Annotated in this window: 16 protein-coding genes; 9 read left to right on the forward strand and 7 right to left on the reverse strand. The window is 57.0% G+C overall.

What is annotated here, in order from left to right; all coding sequences use genetic code 11:
* The first annotated feature begins 313 nt into the window (after positions 1 to 313).
* From tpiA to kdsA, 4 genes are all read left to right on the forward strand, one after another.
* Entirely contained in the window at positions 314 to 1,054 is a 741-nt protein-coding gene (gene tpiA / locus HK23_RS01445; RefSeq protein ID WP_043552678.1) for a triose-phosphate isomerase, read from the forward strand.
* A gap of 26 nt (positions 1,055 to 1,080) precedes the next feature.
* The gene (gene secG / locus HK23_RS01450) at positions 1,081 to 1,419 is read left to right on the forward strand and encodes a preprotein translocase subunit SecG (protein ID WP_062140328.1); all 339 of its coding nucleotides are present in this window, start codon (positions 1,081 to 1,083) and stop codon (positions 1,417 to 1,419) included.
* Positions 1,420 to 1,557: 138 nt separating this feature from the next.
* On the forward strand, positions 1,558 to 3,189 hold the full coding sequence (locus tag HK23_RS01455; RefSeq protein ID WP_063908258.1) for a CTP synthase: 1,632 nt from the start codon (positions 1,558 to 1,560) through the stop codon (positions 3,187 to 3,189).
* The gene (kdsA, locus tag HK23_RS01460; RefSeq protein ID WP_086652617.1) at positions 3,186 to 4,034 is read left to right on the forward strand and encodes a 3-deoxy-8-phosphooctulonate synthase; all 849 of its coding nucleotides are present in this window, start codon (positions 3,186 to 3,188) and stop codon (positions 4,032 to 4,034) included. Before HK23_RS01455 ends, kdsA begins: the two co-directional genes overlap by 4 nt.
* Before the next feature lie 451 nt (positions 4,035 to 4,485).
* On the opposite strand, the gene gyrB is transcribed toward kdsA, so the two are convergent.
* From gyrB to mutM, 7 genes are all read right to left on the reverse strand, one after another.
* Positions 4,486 to 6,924, reverse strand: coding sequence for a DNA topoisomerase (ATP-hydrolyzing) subunit B (gene gyrB / locus HK23_RS01465; protein WP_086652618.1), 2,439 nt, complete (start codon positions 6,922 to 6,924; stop codon positions 4,486 to 4,488).
* A 109-nt stretch (positions 6,925 to 7,033) separates the two neighbouring features.
* Positions 7,034 to 8,143, reverse strand: coding sequence for a DNA replication/repair protein RecF (recF, locus tag HK23_RS01470; RefSeq protein WP_086652619.1), 1,110 nt, complete (start codon positions 8,141 to 8,143; stop codon positions 7,034 to 7,036).
* A 37-nt stretch (positions 8,144 to 8,180) separates the two neighbouring features.
* Complete coding sequence (gene dnaN, locus HK23_RS01475; RefSeq protein ID WP_086652620.1) at positions 8,181 to 9,305, reverse strand: DNA polymerase III subunit beta; 1,125 nt, start codon at positions 9,303 to 9,305, stop codon at positions 8,181 to 8,183.
* Between the two features lie 142 nt (positions 9,306 to 9,447).
* Complete coding sequence (dnaA, locus tag HK23_RS01480) at positions 9,448 to 10,881, reverse strand: chromosomal replication initiator protein DnaA (RefSeq protein WP_086652621.1); 1,434 nt, start codon at positions 10,879 to 10,881, stop codon at positions 9,448 to 9,450.
* Between the two features lie 336 nt (positions 10,882 to 11,217).
* Entirely contained in the window at positions 11,218 to 11,487 is a 270-nt protein-coding gene (gene rpsT / locus HK23_RS01485) for a 30S ribosomal protein S20 (RefSeq protein WP_043552691.1), read from the reverse strand.
* On the reverse strand, positions 11,462 to 11,593 hold the full coding sequence (locus HK23_RS14695) for a hypothetical protein (protein WP_256940007.1): 132 nt from the start codon (positions 11,591 to 11,593) through the stop codon (positions 11,462 to 11,464). The genes rpsT and HK23_RS14695 overlap by 26 nt, the downstream gene beginning before the upstream one ends.
* A 27-nt stretch (positions 11,594 to 11,620) precedes the next feature.
* The gene (mutM, locus tag HK23_RS01490) at positions 11,621 to 12,460 is read right to left on the reverse strand and encodes a bifunctional DNA-formamidopyrimidine glycosylase/DNA-(apurinic or apyrimidinic site) lyase (protein WP_086652622.1); all 840 of its coding nucleotides are present in this window, start codon (positions 12,458 to 12,460) and stop codon (positions 11,621 to 11,623) included.
* 29 nt (positions 12,461 to 12,489) lie between these two features.
* On the opposite strand from mutM, the gene HK23_RS01495 reads away from it, so the two are divergent.
* The 5 genes from HK23_RS01495 to HK23_RS01515 are packed head-to-tail and all read left to right on the forward strand — an operon-like array spanning position 12,490 to position 18,163.
* Complete coding sequence (locus HK23_RS01495) at positions 12,490 to 13,275, forward strand: class I SAM-dependent methyltransferase (protein ID WP_063908261.1); 786 nt, start codon at positions 12,490 to 12,492, stop codon at positions 13,273 to 13,275.
* A gap of 6 nt (positions 13,276 to 13,281) precedes the next feature.
* A complete protein-coding gene (gene coaBC, locus HK23_RS01500) occupies positions 13,282 to 14,532 on the forward strand; it encodes a bifunctional phosphopantothenoylcysteine decarboxylase/phosphopantothenate--cysteine ligase CoaBC (protein ID WP_086652623.1) in 1,251 nt (416 codons plus the stop codon).
* Positions 14,533 to 14,556: 24 nt separating this feature from the next.
* Positions 14,557 to 15,036 (forward strand): dUTP diphosphatase, encoded by a 480-nt coding sequence (gene dut, locus HK23_RS01505; protein ID WP_062273754.1) that lies wholly within the window; start codon positions 14,557 to 14,559, stop codon positions 15,034 to 15,036.
* Entirely contained in the window at positions 15,033 to 16,790 is a 1,758-nt protein-coding gene (locus HK23_RS01510) for an ABC transporter permease (protein WP_086652624.1), read from the forward strand. Before dut ends, HK23_RS01510 begins: the two co-directional genes overlap by 4 nt.
* A gap of 14 nt (positions 16,791 to 16,804) precedes the next feature.
* A complete protein-coding gene (locus HK23_RS01515) occupies positions 16,805 to 18,163 on the forward strand; it encodes an ABC transporter ATP-binding protein (RefSeq protein ID WP_086652625.1) in 1,359 nt (452 codons plus the stop codon).
* Positions 18,164 to 18,166 lie beyond the last annotated feature (3 nt).

Genomic DNA, 18,166 nt, shown 5'->3' on the forward strand with positions numbered 1-18,166 from the left:
CCCCCCAGCCGATAAAAGCAAGGAAGATGACGATGGCGCAGACACGCCCAAGCCAGGATTCAACAAAAACGCGACGCAGATAGGAAATCATGAACCCAAGGATCCGTTGAGACAGAACACCATGCCACGGGCAAACCCGGGCGCGGCACCATAAGCGGACCAGCCGCTCTTGACCAGCGGTAACGAACCGTTAAGGACCGAAACACGCACGCAGCATCTTGCCCCACAGCCCGAGTGTATGGTTTAGCCTGTTCCGACGGCCTCAGTGACGCAAGGATGATGCGGGCACAGGCAGCACGGAAGGACGAGGCGTATGACCAGACAGATTATCGTCGGCAACTGGAAGATGAACGGCACCAGCCGTGATTCGCAGGCGCTTGTTGAAGCTCTGCTGGCAGGGCTCCCGGCGACTGTGCCGGATATTGTAACCTGCCCGCCCTTCACGCAGCTTGCGCTACTGGCAGACAAGCTGAAAGGCTCTCCCATCGCTCTGGGTGCGCAGGATTGCCATAAGGATGTGTCTGGCGCGCACACCGGGGATATTTCTCCCGCCATGCTGACGGACCTTGGCGTATCCTACGTTATTCTTGGCCATTCCGAACGCCGGCAGGAACACGGGGAACTGGATGAAACCGTGCGTGAAAAAGCGGTTGCCGCCACAAAAGCCGGCCTGACCCCCATTGTCTGTATTGGTGAGACGGAAGACCAGCGTGAAAGTGGTGAGCACTTCGACACGCTGGGCTGGCAGATCAAAGGCTCCCTGCCCGACAATTTCTCCGGTATTCTGGCCTATGAGCCGATCTGGGCCATTGGCACAGGGCGTGCTGCGACTGAGGACGAAATTGCCGAAACCATGAAATTCCTGCGTGAAGAGCTGGTTCGTCAGTTTGGCGAGGCTGGCAAAACTGTCAGGATTCTGTATGGTGGCTCCGTTAATGCCAAGAATGCGGCTTCCATTCTGTCGATTGCAGATGTAGCAGGTGCCCTTGTAGGGGGTGCCAGCCTGAATGCAGAGGCATTCCTATCCATTATCGGCGCGGCTTCTGCTGCCTGATTTCCGCACTTTATCGGGAACTCGACATGACCACAGCCCTGCTGATTCTGCATATTTGCGTGACCATAGCCCTGATTGGCACTGTGCTGATCCAGCGCAGTGAAGGGGGCGGCCTCGGCATTGGCAGCAGTCAGGGTATGGGGGCATTCATGTCCGGCCGTGGCACAGCCAACCTGCTGACGCGCACCACGGCAGTGCTCGCCGGGCTGTTCATGCTGTTGTCTCTGGTGCTGGCGATTCTGAACCGTGGGTCTTCCACTGGTGCCGGGCATGACATTCTGGCTCAGCCCCCGGCTCCTGCCGCTGTCACAGCGCCTGCTCAGCCTGCCGCACCGCCGGCTGCTCCGGCACCGTCCAAACAGTAACATGTTTCCCGCTCTCTCCCTCCTTCCCGGAGCCGGAGAGAGGAAGAGTCTTTATTCCTCTGCGCTTGCATAAAGCTGCGGAGGAATTTTTGTGTCCATCTTTACCCACCCGGCTTTGTCCGTGTAGGAAGTCTGTTCATGACCCGTTTCGTATTTATCACCGGCGGTGTGGTGTCCTCTCTTGGGAAAGGCATTGCGTCAGCGGCTCTTGCTGCACTCCTGCAGTCGCGTGGCTATAAAGTCCGCCTGCGTAAGCTTGACCCCTATCTGAACGTCGACCCCGGCACCATGAGCCCGTATCAGCACGGGGAAGTGTTTGTCACCGATGACGGGGCCGAAACAGATCTTGATCTGGGCCACTACGAACGCTTCACCGGCGTTAACGCGACCAAGGAAGACAACACCACCACTGGCAAGATCTATTCCGATGTCATCGCGCGGGAACGCCGTGGGGACTATCTGGGCGCCACGGTGCAGGTTATCCCGCACATTACCGATGCCATTAAAGACATTGTGGTTGCCAATACGGATGATGTGGATTTCGTGCTGGTCGAAATCGGCGGCACGGTAGGCGATATTGAAAGCCTTCCGTTCCTTGAAGCCATTCGTCAGTTGCGCAACGACCTTGGTCCGGATCAGACCATGGTGGTCCATCTCACGCTGCTGCCGTGGATCCCGTCTGCTGGTGAACTGAAGACCAAGCCGACTCAGCATTCCGTCAAGGAACTGCAGAATGTCGGCATTCAGCCGCAAATCCTGCTCTGCCGCTGTGACCGCGCCATTCCGGACACCGAGCGTCGCAAGATTGCCAACTTCTGTAACGTGCGCCCCGAGGCTGTGATTGCCGCACGGGATGTGGACACCATTTATTCCTGCCCCCTCGCCTATCATGCTGAAGGCATGGATACCGAAGTCCTGCGTTATTTCGGTCTGCCCCACACAGAAGAACCCGACCTGTCCGGTTGGGAGAAAATTGTGGATGCCATCCGCCGCCCGGACGGGGATGTCCGCATTGCGGTGGTTGGGAAATATACGGCCCTGCTCGACAGCTATAAGTCTCTGAACGAGGCCCTGTTGCATGGTGGTATTGCGCACCGTGCGAAAGTGAAGCTGGACTGGGTGGAAGCTGAAACGCTGGAAGAATCCCCCGAGGCTCTGGAACGTCTGTCCACGGCACATGGCATTCTGGTGCCTGGTGGTTTTGGCGAGCGTGGTTCAAAAGGCAAGATTGCTGCTGTCCGGTTTGCCCGTGAGCGCGGTATTCCGTTCCTTGGTATCTGCTTCGGGATGCAGATGGCGGTCATCGAATGTGCCCGTAATCTCGCAGGCCTGCCCAATGCGTCTTCCACCGAATTCGGTGAAGCTGATGAACCGCTGGTTGGTCTGATGACGGAGTGGGCACGTGGTAGCGAGCGCCTGCGCCGGAGTGAGGGTGGAGAACTGGGCGGCACCATGCGGCTTGGTGCTTATCCGGCGACACTGACGGAAGGGTCTCGTGCGGCTGAGATTTACGGCACGACCAACATCCGTGAACGCCATCGTCACCGCTATGAAGTGAACATTCACTACAAGGACCAGCTTGAAAAAGCCGGGCTGAAATTCTCCGGTCTGTCTCCCGATGGGATTCTGCCGGAAGTGGTGGAGTATCCGGATCATCCGTGGTTCGTAGCGGTGCAGTATCATCCGGAACTCAAGTCCCGCCCCTTTGCACCGCATCCGCTGTTTTCCGGGTTTGTTGGTGCAGCACTTGAAAAGGCTCGTCGCGCATGACGCACGCTGCAGCACATAATTTTCAGCTTCAGTCTTTGACGGTCGGGAACGATCAGCCTTTTGTGCTGATTGCCGGGCCGTGTCAGATTGAATCCGCAGCTCATGCCATGGAAACGGCAATTGCGCTGAAAGAATTATGTGCTGCGGCGAATATCGGGCTGATTTACAAAAGCTCGTTTGACAAAGCTAACCGTACCAGCCTGTCCAGCGCCCGAGGCGTTGGTATGAAGGATGGTCTGGCTATTCTGGCAGACATTCGGAAAAGCCTGAACATTCCGGTGCTGACGGACGTTCATGCTCCGGAACAGTGCGCTCCGGTTGCAGAAGCTGTTGATGTTCTGCAAATCCCGGCCTTTTTGTGCCGCCAGACCGATCTTCTTCTGGCTGCGGGCAAAACCGGGGCCGTGGTGAACGTCAAAAAAGGCCAGTTTCTTGCGCCATGGGACATGCAGCACGTTGCAGCCAAAATTGCCTCCACGGGCAACCAGCGCATCATGCTGTGTGAGCGCGGAACCAGCTTTGGCTACAACACGCTGATTAACGATATGCGCGGTCTGCCCATTATGGCGCAGACGGGCTATCCGGTGGTGTATGACGCCACGCATTCTGTCCAGCAGCCGGGTGGACTGGGTGGCTCTTCCGGTGGTCAGCGGGAATTTGCCCCTGTTCTTTCCCGCGCGGCACTAGCGGTCGGGGTTGCGGCCCTGTTTATCGAAACACATGAGGACCCGGACCACGCTCCAAGTGATGGTCCGAACATGCTTCCCATCAAGTCTCTTCCGGCCCTGCTGAAGCAGTTCCGTGAGATTGATCAGCTCATAAAAACGGACACTAACACTTATTGACTGATTACCAATTAGGCATCGGTCACAAGTGAAAAGCGGAAAGAGGGTCTTCTGGGCCAGCTTTCCGCTTTTTTTGTAGCGGCTGTTTCATTTGTGCAGCGTGACAAGGATATCCGGCTTTATTTTTGGTCCGGATTAGTTGGAGTTTTTTGGATAAGGCGTGGAGAATGGAAGATAACGTTTCCCCTTCCGTTTAGTGCTTTTCCAAAAGTGCACTGCGTCGTGTTAGATTTCCGAAGGCTTTCAAACGGTAATTCTGTGAGGGGGGCAGATCTCCCGGTAGCCGACTCATTGCTAATCGGAATACCCCCTCAATCCCATGCACGGTTTGTCATGAAAGCGTGGCGTAATGTTACTGCGCGCCAAAAATGCCTTTACGCCAAGCGTGCAAAAAAAAATGGGGAGCCGCAGAGGCTCCCCATCAAAGAATGCCAGAAGTAAGGTCGCTGCCTTACACGTCCAAATTGGCAACCTTCAGAGCATTGCCAACAATAAAGTCACGACGGGGTTCCACCACATCACCCATCAGGGTCGTGAACACCTGTCCGGCTTCCTCAACGTCACCCACTTTAACCTGCAACAGGGTGCGCATGGCCGGGTCCAGCGTGGTTTCCCACAGCTGTTCATCGTTCATTTCGCCCAGACCTTTAAAGCGGTTGATGGCCAGACCACGGCGGCCCTGTGCAAGCAGGCGCGTATAGAGTTCAGACGGCCCTTTCAGCGGCAGCTCCGTGGTTTCCAGACGCAGGCTAACACCTGTGCCGAATTCACGAACCAGACGGTCCAACTGATTGGTCAGCCAGCGGGCATCGCCACCGGCCAGCATGTTCGGGTCAATGCGGTAGACTTCCCCGACGCCACGTACGCTGCGAGCCAGTTCCAGCCCATCGGTGCTGGCAACGGCTTTCCAGCCGCGCTCGTTTTCAGCAGATGCAGCATCCAGACGTTTCTGAAGATCAGGAATACGCTGCTGGAGCGTTTCCAGATCAGACGTCAGAGCACCAGCCAGTGCTGCCTGCTCGATAATCCAGTTCGGCACGCGGTTGGACAGGCGAGAAACAGCCTGCGTTGCTTGACGGATAAACGGCAGATCGGCTTCCAGATCAGCCCCGGACACCACCTTGCCGTCCGCATAGACAAAGGCTGCGTTGTTCAGAGCCTTATCCAGAAGATACTGCTCCAAAGCCGCATCGTCTTTCAGGTAGCGCTCTTCATTGCCGCGTTTGGCACGGTAGAGCGGTGGCTGAGCGATATAGAGATAACCGCGTTCAATCAGTTCCGGCATCTGGCGAAAGAAGAAGGTCAGCAGGAGTGTGCGGATATGGGAGCCATCCACGTCAGCGTCAGTCATGATGACGATGCGGTGGTAACGGAGCTTCTCAATAGAGAACCCACCCTGATCGGCCTCACCGCGGCCAATGCCGGTGCCCAGTGCGGTAATCAGCGTGCCAATTTCCGCAGAACCGAGCATGCGGTCAAACCGGGCGCGTTCCACGTTAAGGATTTTGCCTTTAAGCGGAAGAATTGCCTGAAAGCGACGGTCCCGCCCCTGCTTTGCCGTTCCGCCGGCGGAGTCACCCTCAACGATAAAGATTTCAGCTTTAGAGGGGTCGCGTTCCTGGCAATCGGCCAGCTTGCCAGGCAGGGAGGAGATGTCCAGCACGCCTTTCCGGCGGGTTAACTCACGAGCTTTACGAGCAGCTTCACGCGCAGAGGCTGCATCTAGCACCTTGCCAACAACAATCTTGGCTTCCTTGGGGTGCGTTTCAAACCAGTGGCCAATCATATCGGCCGCGGCCGCATGCACCACCGGCTGCACTTCGGAGGAGACCAGCTTGTCTTTGGTCTGGGAGGAGAATTTCGGGTCAGGCACTTTGACGGACAGAACAGCCGTCAGACCTTCACGCATATCTTCACCCACCAGAGAATGGGCGTCTTTTTTGGCAATGCTTTCCGCATATTTGCCAACAATACGTGTCAGCGCCTGCCGGAACCCTGCCAGATGGGCACCGCCATCACGCTGAGGGATATTGTTGGTGAAGCACAGCATCGTTTCGTGAAAGCTGTCATTCCAGCTCAGCGCGAACTCAACCTTGATCCCGTTATCCGCGTTTTCCATGCTGCCCGTAATGGGGGGCGTAACAATGGGAGTGCGGGAGCGGTCAAGCCATTCCACAAAGGCTTCAAGGCCGCCTTCGTAATAGAAAATTTCTTCCCGGACCTCTTCTGTGCGGGCATCGCGCAGAACAATTTCGAGCCCAGAGTTCAGGAAGGCCAGCTCACGCAGGCGACGTTCCAGAATGGCAAAATCGAAAACTGTTCGGGGGAAGGTTTCGCCGCTCGGCTTGAAGGTGACCTGTGTGCCACGTTCTTCGTCAGACGGGCCAACAACTTCCAGAGGCCCTTCCCGCTCACCGTGCCGGAAGCGGATGACATGCTCCTGCCCGTTACGCCAGATGCGCACTTCCATGGATTCAGAAAGCGCATTCACCACCGCAGCGCCCACGCCGTGCAGGCCGCCTGAAACCTTGTAGGAATTCTGGTTGAACTTGCCGCCCGCATGCAGGCGCGTCAGCACGACTTCTGCAGCGCTGATGCCTTCTTCGGTGTGCATGTCGGTCGGGATGCCGCGGCCGTTATCCCGCACCGTCACGCTGCCATCGGCATTCAGGGTCAGAATACAGCGGGTTGCATAACCCGCCTGGGCTTCATCAACAGCGTTATCAATAATTTCAAACGCCATGTGGTGCAGGCCGGAACCGTCATCAGTATCACCGATATACATCCCTGGCCGCTTACGAACGGCATCTAGCCCTTTCAGCACAGAGATCGACGCGGCGTCATACTCTTCCATTCCGGTGGATGGTGTGGGCTGAGAAAGGTCTGTCATATGGTAACGGTACTCCGGAAAAGAAGAATAGGACCTGATGTTGTCTTATACTCCGGCCAGCGCAGTCCGACCAGATTGGAAGCTCTCTTTTATGGGATTGTTTCCCGATTTATCCGAGAAATTCTCCTTGTTTTAGTGCGACAAATCGTGCCTGCGTCCGTAAATCCTCAAAAGGTGCTTCATCAGTTCCGGTCAGGATCACAGTGGTGCGGAAGTCTTTGACAATTTCCAGCAAAGAACCACGTCGTGCGCGGTCCAGATGCACCAGTGGTTCATCCAGCAACAGGACCGGCGGCATCCCGCGATAATCTTCCACCAGCCGGGCATGAGCCAGAACTGTGCCCATCAGGAGGGTCTTTTGCTGACCCGTGCTGGCAGTGGCCGCCGGAAGGCCTGTTTGCAGATCAGAGAGCCGGAAATCTGTACGATGCACACCAAATGTGGCGCGCCCGCGTTCCCTGTCCTGCTGCCGATTGGCGGCAAACTGCTCGCGCAGCCAGTCTTCCACAGTCAGCGCCGGGTTGTATTCCAGCTGGTCTGCCACACCGCAAAGCAGCGTAACATTCACGCCGGGAAACGCGCCCAGACTGGACTGCGCAAACAGGCAGAGCTGCTGCACCATCTCGCGCCGACCAGCAGCAACGGCGACGCCATGTCGAGCCATGGAAGCCTCCAGCCCGCTCAGCCATGAAGATTCAGAAAAACGGGTTTGGAGTAGCCGGTTCCGCTGCGTCATAGCGCGGTCATAGGCTAACAGTTCGCGTGCATGATGCGGTGTGACGGCCATGACCAGTCGGTCCAGAAAGCGTCGTCGGCCAGAAGTGCCCTCGCTGAAGAGGCGGTCCATCTGAGGCGTGATCCACACAGCCGAGAGTGTATCGTCCAGCGCATCACGATTACGGACCTGCTGGCCATTCAGCAGATAGACGCGGCGCGCGGACTCTCCTGCCCCGGCCATGCCAGTGCCGAGTTCCAGAACATCCTGATCAAAGGAAAAACGGGCAGAGATACCCCAGCTTGCGGTGTTGTCGCGTCCCAGCTGCGCTAACGGCGCGCCACGCAACCCACGACCTGGCGTCAGAAGAGAAAGGGATTCAAGCAGGTTGGTTTTGCCGCTTCCGTTCTCGCCGGTAAGCACAACAAGAGAAGCGTCTGGTGACCACACCAGACGCTCATAATTACGAAATTCGGAAAGGGTCAGTTTAAGAAGCTGAGCCACTTTTTACCCGATAAGGCTCAGAAAGATGCCTATCGCCTTAAACGCGCATCGGCATCAGCACGTACAGTGCTGAGGGGCTGTCGACATCGCGGACGATTGTGGGCGCTGAACTATCAGAAAACGCAAACTCAACGTCCTTTTCCACCTGATCAGTAATGTCGTTCAGGTAACGGGCCTGAAAGCCGATCTCCAGAGCTTCCGCATCATAAGAGATCCGGGTCTTGTCCAGCTCTTCCGTCGCCATACCCTGTTCCGGACTGCTGGCAGAGAGCGTCAGAAGGCCAGGTTCCAGCGCCAGTTTGACCGGACGAGACCGCTCCTGACTGATAGCGGCCACACGCGCGACCGCGTCCGAGAAGTCTTTTTTGCCAACGCGCAGAATACGCTTGTTGTTGAGCGGAATTACGCGGTCATATTCCGGGAAGGTGCCATCAATCAGCTTGGAGGTCAGCATGACCGGGCCGGCCGTGAACTGTACGCGGGTCTCCGAGAGGGCCACCTCAATTTCTTCTGGTGCCTCATCAATCAGCTTGCGCAGTTCCGCCACCGTTTTGCGTGGAATAATCACGCCCGGCATGGTTTCAGCGCCCGCGGGAAGTTCTGTTTCCACACGAGCCAGACGGTGTCCGTCGGTTGCAACAGCACGGAGCAGCTTTCCGGCGTCCGTGTCAGCAGCATGGAAGAAAATACCGTTCAGGTAGTAGCGTGTTTCCTCAGTGGAGATCGCGAAGCGCGTCCGGTCAATCAGCGAACGCAGCACCCCTGCCCCGACTTTGAAGTGACACGGCAGATCACCTGTGCCCATGGACGGGAAATCGTCAACGCTCAGTACGTTCAGGCGGGTAGCGTAGCGGTCTGCGCGGAGCAGCAGCGGCCCTTCACTGTCGGCCTGATCCAGTTCCACTTCCACACTGTCGGGCAGTTTGCGAACAATTTCATACAGAACCGACGCCGGGACGGTTGTCGCACCATCCCGTTTGATGGTCGCCGGAATTTCTTCCACCACCTCGATTTCCATATCGGTGGCTTTCAGGCTCAGTCGCCCGTCTGCCGCCTGAATCAGAACGTTAGCAAGGATGGGGATGGTGTTACGCTTTTCAGCAACACTCTGGATGTGTGCCAAAGCTTTGAGCAGTATTGCGCGCTCAGCTGAAAACTTCATCTATGCCTCTTTCCTGCATGACCGGCCCCACGCAGGAATTCAGGCGGGCCGGGATCTATCCTGTTGAAAACTAACAGCAGTAACGGTGCAGTCAATCTTTGAGTGCCTGCATCCCCGTGTGGGTGTGCAGGCACCTGTCGGTCTAGCTTTCCAGCATCCGACGCATCAGTTCGACATCCTCTGCAAAAGCGGGATCTCGCTCCATTAGTTCCGCCACACGCGAGACAGCGTGCATGACGGTTGTATGGTCACGGTTTCCGAATTTGCGGCCGATCTCGGGTAAAGAACGGCTGGTGAGCTGTTTGGCGAGATACATGGCAACCTGACGTGGCCGGGCAACGGCTCGGGCACGACGCGCAGAGGACATATCCGTCAGACGGATATTCCAGTGCTCCGCTACCCGCTTCTGGATTTCCTCAATCGTCACACGACGATCATGCGCTTTGAGGATGTCGTGCAGAACGTCCTGCGTGGCTTCCAGTGTCACTGGGCGCCCAAACAGATTGGCATGAGCAATCAGGCGGTTCAGGGCGCCTTCAAGCTCACGCACGTTCGACGTGATTTTATGCGCAAGGAATTCCAGAACTTTGCCGGGCACAACCACGCCGGATGCAGCGGCTTTGGATTCCAGAATGGAAATACGAAGCTCAAACGTGGTGGCGTGAATATCCGCTACCATGCCGCAGCCCAGCCGGGTCCGCAGACGATCTTCCAGCCCGGACAAATCAGACGGCGATTTATCCGCAGAGACCACAATCTGCCGTCCGGCATCCACCAGCGCGTTAAACGTATGGAAGAATTCTTCCTGTGTATTGTCTTTGCCGATCAGGAACTGAAGATCATCAATCATCAGCACATCCACGGAGCGGAGCTGTTCCTTGAACTCCATGGTCGACTGAGACCGGATGGCCGCAATAAAGCGATACATGAACTTTTCAGCGGACATGTAGGCAACAGAGACATTGCCGCTCTGCACCAGTTCCGCGCCAATGGCATGCATCAGATGCGTTTTACCGAGACCCACCCCGCCATACAGAAAGAGCGGGTTAAAGCCGACGCTGGAGGGCTTTTCCGCCACACGCCGTGCGCAGGCATAAGCAAATTCATTCGGCTTCCCCACCACAAACGTATCAAACGTAAAGCGGGTATCCAGTGTGGTGACGAGGTCACTCCGCACTTCCGGCGCGCTGCGGGGGGCGTCTTCCACCTCAATGCTGGGGGCCGCAACCGGCGCGTCCTCGGTGGCAAGTGCAAGTGGCGGTGCCACCGGGTCACCAGGGCGCGCAACCTGAAGCTCTACCCGACGAATGGTGGGCTGAACCTGATTCCATAATTCGCTCAGGCGGTCGCCATACTGGCTGCGTACCCAGTCACGCAAAAAACGGGTAGGAAGGAGGAGTGTAATCTCGTCACCATCCACAGGCCCCAGCGCGATCTTGGTCAGCCAGGTGCGGTATTCAACCTCCCCGACTTCCCCTTTCAGCCTTGAACAGATCTGTAACCACGATTCCTCAAGCGCCTTGCCATCCTCTGCTTGGGGGAAAGCCCTTTCGTCATCGTCCACTCCGATTGTCATCTACGCTCCCGAGCGGTCATAAACGCGGCCAGCCGCGCGTGATTTTCGATAAGGGGCCGCTTGCACGGCCACCAGGCAGCCGGGCTTCCGGCAGGCCTACACTGCCGCCATAAAACGCGGCGCAGGAGCGCGCATAAAGACGCTCTCCTGAGGGTGGAGACTAGCTGCCAGAACTAAAGCACGGCCGAGGGAGGAGCAATGAAAATCTCTGTGCTCTTGCCCTCATCTCTGCCATGCCATGCCGAGGGCTACACAAAAGTAAAGCCGAACCACCCCAGGATGATTCGGCTTTACAAAACGCATGTGTCTAAAGGCTGCGGATGCAGCCTGAAGGTCTCAGGCGGTGGCCAGAGACTTCACACGAGCAGACAGGCGGGAAATTTTGCGTGCAATGGTGTTTGCATGCACAACGCCCTTGATCACGCCGCGCTGCAGTTCCGGCTGAGCAACGCGCAGAGCTTCACGAGCTTCGTCATGGTTGCCAGCAGCAATTGCAGTTTCGACCTTCTTGATGAAGGTGCGCATGCGAGACTTGCGGGCTGTGTTACGAGCAGTCCGCTTTGCGGTCTGCCGGATGCGCTTACGCGCTGAAGCGATATTCGCCATGAGTTTCTATTTTATCCAGCACAAAAGAAATGGTAGCAGCCCGGCAATGCCAGGGTGGCTGCAAAGATGTAGCGGTGCTGTAATCCACAGCGGTATCCACAGTCAAGTCGCTTCCCTCATTATAGAGGTAATTTCACCTTATTTTCTGCCGCAAGGGGCAGAAAAATGTGGAACGTCCTGCTTGTGTGATCTGCTCAACCCCAGTGCAGGCCGGAGGCCCGGGGCAATCCGGGCATGGTTGTCCCTTGCGCCCATAAACGCGCCAAGCATGCTGAAAATAGCCCAGCCCGCCTTCCGGGCGCACATAATCTTTCAGGCTTGAGCCGCCAGCGGCAATCGCTTCATTCAGAACATCCTTAATGGCCTGAACGAGCCGCTTTGTTTCCTGAGGCTTCAGGGTGCCGGCTGCGGTCGTGGGATGGATGCCCGTGCGATACAGGGCTTCACAAACATAAATATTGCCCAGACCGGAGACAACTTTCTGATCCAGAAGCGCCGTTTTAATAGGAGATTTCCGACCTTTGAGGGCAGTGTGAAGCACAGGCCCCGTAAACGCAGGTTCCAGCGGCTCCGGCCCCATAGCGGCGAGAAATTTATACTGCTCTTCCTGCTCGGTAGGCACGATGTCCAGCATCCCGAAGCGGCGCGGATCAACAAACCCGCAGCGGCGCCCATCCGCCGTGATGAAGGTGGCATGTTCATGCAGCGCAGGCGCCGTCGGAGAATCGAGAATAATGCGCCCCGACATGCCCAGATGCAGCACGACAGACAGATTATTCGACAACCGCATGAGAATATATTTCCCGCGGCGACGAAAGCCCGTAACGGTCTGCCCGACGACGGAAATACGAAAATCGGCAGGAATCTGCCATCGCAGGTCCGGCCGACGGAGAATGACATCGCTGATTTCGTGGCCTTGCAGAGCGATCTGCATACCACGCATCACGGTTTCGACTTCAGGGAGTTCCGGCATGAGTGCAAAGCAGGGTATAGGGTAACACCATGACCGACAATAGCTTTGCGCCCTCCCCCTCATCTTCCGCCGCGCCGCAGGTGGAAGAAACCGATTTCGGCTTCCGCTCCGTCCGGAAGGAAGAGAAGAAACCCCTCGTCCGCGCTGTGTTTGACAGCGTTGCGGGTAAATATGACGTCATGAATGATCTGATGTCTCTGGGGATTCACCGGATCTGGAAACGTATTTTTGTCACGGAACTGGGGCCTCAGCCCGGTCTGTCCCTGCTGGATCTGGCAGGTGGCACGGGTGACATCAGCTTTGGCTGGCTGCAGGGCGGCGGCGGTCCGACCATTATGACCGATATTAACGCCAGCATGCTCTCCGTCGGACGTGACCGTGCATTGAGCCGGGGTTTTGTCTCAGACCTCTCCTTCGCTGTGGTGGATGCGGAAGCCATTCCGCTGAAAGATATGTCGGTTGATCGCGTTTCCATCGCCTTTGGCCTGAGAAACTGCACCGACAAGATGGCAGTGATTCGGGAAGCCCGCCGCGTGCTGCGTCCGGGTGGCCGTTTCATGTGCCTTGAATTCTCCCGCGTGCAGGTTGCCGCGCTGGCTCCTATTTATGATGCCTGGTCCTTCAAGGTTCTGCCGACTATGGGCAGCATGGTGGCGGGTGACCGGGAAAGCTACCAGTATCTGGCAGAAAGCATTCGCACCTTCCCGGATCAGGAAACGCTGGCGGAAATGTTCCGTGAGGCTGGTCTGTCTCATGTCCGCTATCAGTCCCTGTCTGGCGGGATTGCTGCCATTCACTCTGGCTGGCGTCTCTGACCCTTTATGACTACCCCCCCCGCCCTTCGCTCTGTTCTGCTGATTATCAGCGGAAGCATCGCCGCCTTTAAAGCGCCGGAACTCATCCGGTCTTTGCGGGCTGATGGCATACAGGTGCGCTGTGTGCTCACACAGGGGGGTAGTCAGTTTGTCACACCGTTGACGTTGCAGGCGCTCAGCGGTCAGCCTGTTCATACGGATCTGTTTTCCCTCACGGCTGAGCAGGAGATGGGGCACATTGCTCTTTCCCGCTCGGCGGATCTGATTGTTGTTTGCCCTGCATCAGCCAATCTGCTTGCCCGCATGGCAGGAGGGCTGGCGGATGATCTGGCCAGCACAGTGCTGCTGGCGACGGATACCCCCGTTATGGTGGCTCCGGGCATGAATGTGCGGATGTGGGACCATCCCGCTACGCAAGCCAATATTCAGACGCTCAGGCAGAGAGGCGTGACTTTTCTTGGTCCCGTTGCCGGTGAGATGGCTTGTGGTGAATATGGCCCTGGCCGGATGGTGGAGCCTGCCGATGTGCGGGATGCTATTCTGGCATTTTTCCGCCAACAGAGTCGTCAGGTCGGCCCTTTGGCAGGCAAAACTTGTCTTGTAACGGCAGGCCCGACACATGAGCCTCTGGACCCCGTGCGGTATCTCGCCAATCGCTCATCAGGCAAGCAGGGTTATGCGCTTGCTGAAGCGCTGGCGGATCTGGGTGCGGAAGTGACGCTTATCAGCGGCCCAACAGCTTTACGTCCCCCGCCCGGCGTGACTGTTTCCTTTTGTGAGACAGCGCGTGAGATGCGTGATCTCGCTCTCAAGGCCGCGCAAAAGACGTCATTTGATGCAGCCATCTGCACGGCAGCCGTGGCGGACTGGCGACCTGCGCATGTGCAGGATCAGAAAATCAAAAAAACAGGCAAGGATGACCTGCCCCCGCCGCAGGCCCTATTGCCGAACCCGGATATTCTGGCCGAACTTTCAGAACCCTCGCCTTCCCGTCCGCGTCTTGTTATTGGTTTTGCAGCCGAGACGGAAACGGTGGAGGCCCATGCCCGTGCCAAGCTGGCTCGCAAGGGATGTGACTGGATTGTTGCCAACAATGTTGGGGCGGGTTCGGATGTGATGGGCGGTTCCGAAAATCAGGTGATCCTGATCACGCCGGATAAGGCAGAGCACTGGCCGCGCCTGAGTAAGGAAGACGTGGCCCGCAGGCTTGCCAGAACGCTTGCAGACTGGTTTTTAAAGCCTCACAAGTCGTTATAAGAACTATGAGATATGGAGTGCCTGATGCCTGCAACTGAATCCCGGAACACCGGCCTTACAGTGCGGGTGCAGCGCCTGCCACACGGGCAGGATCTACCGCTGCCGTCTTACGCCACGGCAGGTGCAGCCGGGATGGATCTTCTGGCGGCCGTGCCGGAGCCTGTCACGCTCCAGCCGGGTGGTCGTACTGTTATACCGACCGGTCTGTGCATTGCTTTGCCCCCCGGATACGAGTTGCAGGTGCGCCCCCGTTCCGGCCTTGCGTTGAAGCACGGGATTATTCTGCCGAACTCGCCCGGCACTATTGACGAAGATTATCGCGGTGAAGTCGGCGTCATTGTTCTGAATGCGGGCGATCAGCCCTTTACCGTTGAACATGGTATGCGCATTGCTCAGGCTGTTATTGCGCCGGTTGAGCGTGTCTCCTGGGCCGAGTGTGACAGTCTGGACGCAACCGCCCGCGGCACAGGCGGTTTTGGCAGTACAGGAACCGGACTGCCATGACGGCAGCGCGACCAGATTTTTCTCTTTCTTCTCAAAACCCGTCTACGCGTCTGCCGTTACGCCACCTGAATACAGCAGACGCCATCCTTCTGATCTGCGTGGTGGGGCTGGCTATTCTGGCCGGCAACAGTGTGCGGCATATGTTAGCACCACTTGCTGCTCCGGCGCAGGCTCCGATCCATCTCGATGTCCTGTATCTGCCCGGCTATGCCTTGCGGACCACTCTGAGGATGTTCGCGGCCCTCGGGGTCTCCCTCGTTTTTACCTTTCTTTACGCAACACTGGCTGCCAAAAGCAGCCGGGCGGCACAAATTCTGGTGCCCTTGCTGGATATCCTCCAGTCCATTCCCATTCTGGGCTTCCTGAGTTTTACGGTAACTTTCTTTCTCGGGCTCTTTCCCGGACAGGTGCTGGGGGCCGAACTGGCAGCCGTCTTCACCATCTTCACCTCTCAGGCATGGAACATGGCCTTTGGGATGTATCAGTCCTTACGGAGTGTCCCCACAGAGCTTGAAGAAGCCGCACGATGCTTCGGGCTAACCGCCTGGCAAAAATTCTGGCGGCTGGAAGTGCCTTGCGCCATTCCCTCGCTTGTGTGGAATTCCATGATGTCCATGGCCGGTGGCTGGTTCATGGTGGTTTATTCAGAAACCCTTACGGTCGGCAACACTCAGGTGGCCCTGCCGGGGATTGGGTCTTACGTTGGTGTTGCCATCAGGCAGCAGAATATCGGCGCTGTGCTGGCAGCCATCCTCGCCATGATGGTTATTATTCTGGTGTATGATCAGATTCTGTTTCGCCCCCTCACCGTCTGGGCAACGCGCTTCCGGCTTGAAACAACGGTGCAGGATGAAGCGCTGGCAGAGCCGTGGGTGCTTCGGCTGCTTCGCCGCACACGTGTCCTGCGGAACAGTATCAATCTATTCCTGTCTTTTATGCGCAAGATCGGCTCTCTCCCTCTGGGACGCCGACAAGGACGGTTTCAGTCTTCGCAGACGGCCGTTTCAAAACGGCTCTCTGATGCTCTGTGGTGGGGGGCGCTTGGGCTGATTTTCCTGTGTGCGCTGGAACAGGCGTGGGTTTACGGCAGGACGGCGTATACGCTCGGGCAAATTGGGCATGTTGTCGTGCTGGGGTTTTATACGCTTCTGCGTGTTGTCAGTATGCTGTGTCTTGCCTCACTCATCTGGGTGCCTGTAGGCGTCTGGCTGGGGCTCAAGCCTGTGCGGGCGCATCGGGCACAACTGATCGTGCAATATTGCGCAGCATTCCCGGCCAACCTGTTTTTCCCCATTTTTGTGGGCGGAATTATTTATTTTCATCTGGCACCTGATATCTGGCTTACCCCTTTGATGATGTTGGGGGCGCAATGGTACATCCTCTTCAATGTCATTGGGGGCACCTCATCTTTTCCGCCCAATTTGCTGGAAGTTGGCGAAAATTTTGAAGTCAAAGGCTTGCTCTGGTGGCGGAAAATCATTCTGCCCGGCATTACGCCTTATTACCTTACAGGGGCTCTGGCGGCCTCGGGCGGGGCATGGAATGCCGCTATTGCCTCAGAAGTGGCGCAATGGGGGAGCGTGACGCTGAAAGCGCACGGCCTTGGAGCCTATATTGCGCAGGCCACGACCGAAGGCGACATTAGTGAGGTTGCGCTGGGTGTTGTCGTGATGGCGTTGTTTGTGCTCATCCTCAACTGGCTGGTTTGGCGTCCTCTTTCCGATTACGCACACCGCCGACTGAAACTGACCTGATACAGGACCGAACCATGACGTCCCCTTCCCTTGCCGATCACCAGACAGCCAGACAAGCCACAGCGCTGGTTGAGGCGCGGCATGTCAGTCAGTCCTATCATAAAGACAGTGCTGTTGATCTGCTGGTGCTGGATGATGTCAATCTGACGCTCAACACGGGCGAGATTGTTGGTCTGCTCGGCCGGTCCGGTTCTGGGAAGTCAACATTTTTGCGGATTCTGGCCGGGCTGCTTTCTCCCTCATCTGGTGAGGTCCTCTGGAAAGGTGCCCCCCTGAAGGGGTCAGCCGATGGCGTAGCCATGGTTTTTCAGTCCTTCGCGCTCTTCCCCTGGATGACAGTGGAAGAGAATGTGGCTCTCGGGCTGGAAGCCAAGGGTGTTGCTGGCGAAGAGCGTGACAGGCTGGTGGAAAATGCCATCGATCTGATTGGCCTTGGCGGCTACGAAAACGCATGGCCAAAGGAGCTTTCTGGCGGGATGCAGCAGCGTGTGGGGCTGGCCCGTGCGCTGGTCGTGCAGCCGGATCTGCTTCTGATGGACGAGCCTTTTTCCGCCCTGGACGTGCTGACTGCTGAAAATCTCCGGACAGATCTGGTTGAGCTCTGGTCAGAAAAAAAGCTGCCCGTTCAGGCCATGCTGGTGGTGACCCACAATATTGAAGAAGCTGTTCTGATCTGTGATCGGATCATGATTTTCTCTTCCAATCCCGGCCGTATTGCCCATGCGCTGACGGTCCCGTTTGCGCACCCCCGTGACCGGGAAGATCCAGCCTTCCGTCAGTTTGTGGACCATATCTATGCGCTGATGACACAACGTGCGCCGATTATTTCTGAGGCTGATCTGGCTATGGGCGTGAAGCAGGCCATCCAGGCAACGCCGTCCCTCATGGCTTTGCCTATGGTGTCCATCACGATGATGATCGGGATGATGGAAGCGCTGGCGGCCCCTCCACTCAATGGCCGGGCTGACCTGCCCATGCTGGCAGAAAAGCTGCAACTGGAACTGGATGACCTGTTCCCGTTAGGCGAATCCCTCGAATTACTGGGCCTCGCGGAACTGGAGGATGGTGACATCCTGCTTACCAATGAAGGGGTGCATTTTGTGCTGAGTGACCTTGATGAGCGCAAAGCCATCATGAGCCATGCTTTGCTGCATCATGTGCCACTGGTCAAAATGATTTGCACTGTGCTGGATGAGCGCCCGTCTCACAGCGCAAATGCTGACCGCTTCCGGGATGCGCTGGAAGAGGCGATGTCACCCGACTATGCCCGCCAGACGCTCCAGACCGTTATAGGCTGGGCACGCTTTGCGGAACTGTTCGATTTTGATGAGGAAGGGGATCGCTTCTATCTGGAAGAAGCGATCTCTGAATAAATC

Origin of the sequence: Acetobacter malorum (genome assembly GCF_002153605.1) — a bacterium.
In the GTDB taxonomy this organism is placed as follows: Bacteria; Pseudomonadota; Alphaproteobacteria; order Acetobacterales; family Acetobacteraceae; genus Acetobacter; species Acetobacter malorum_A.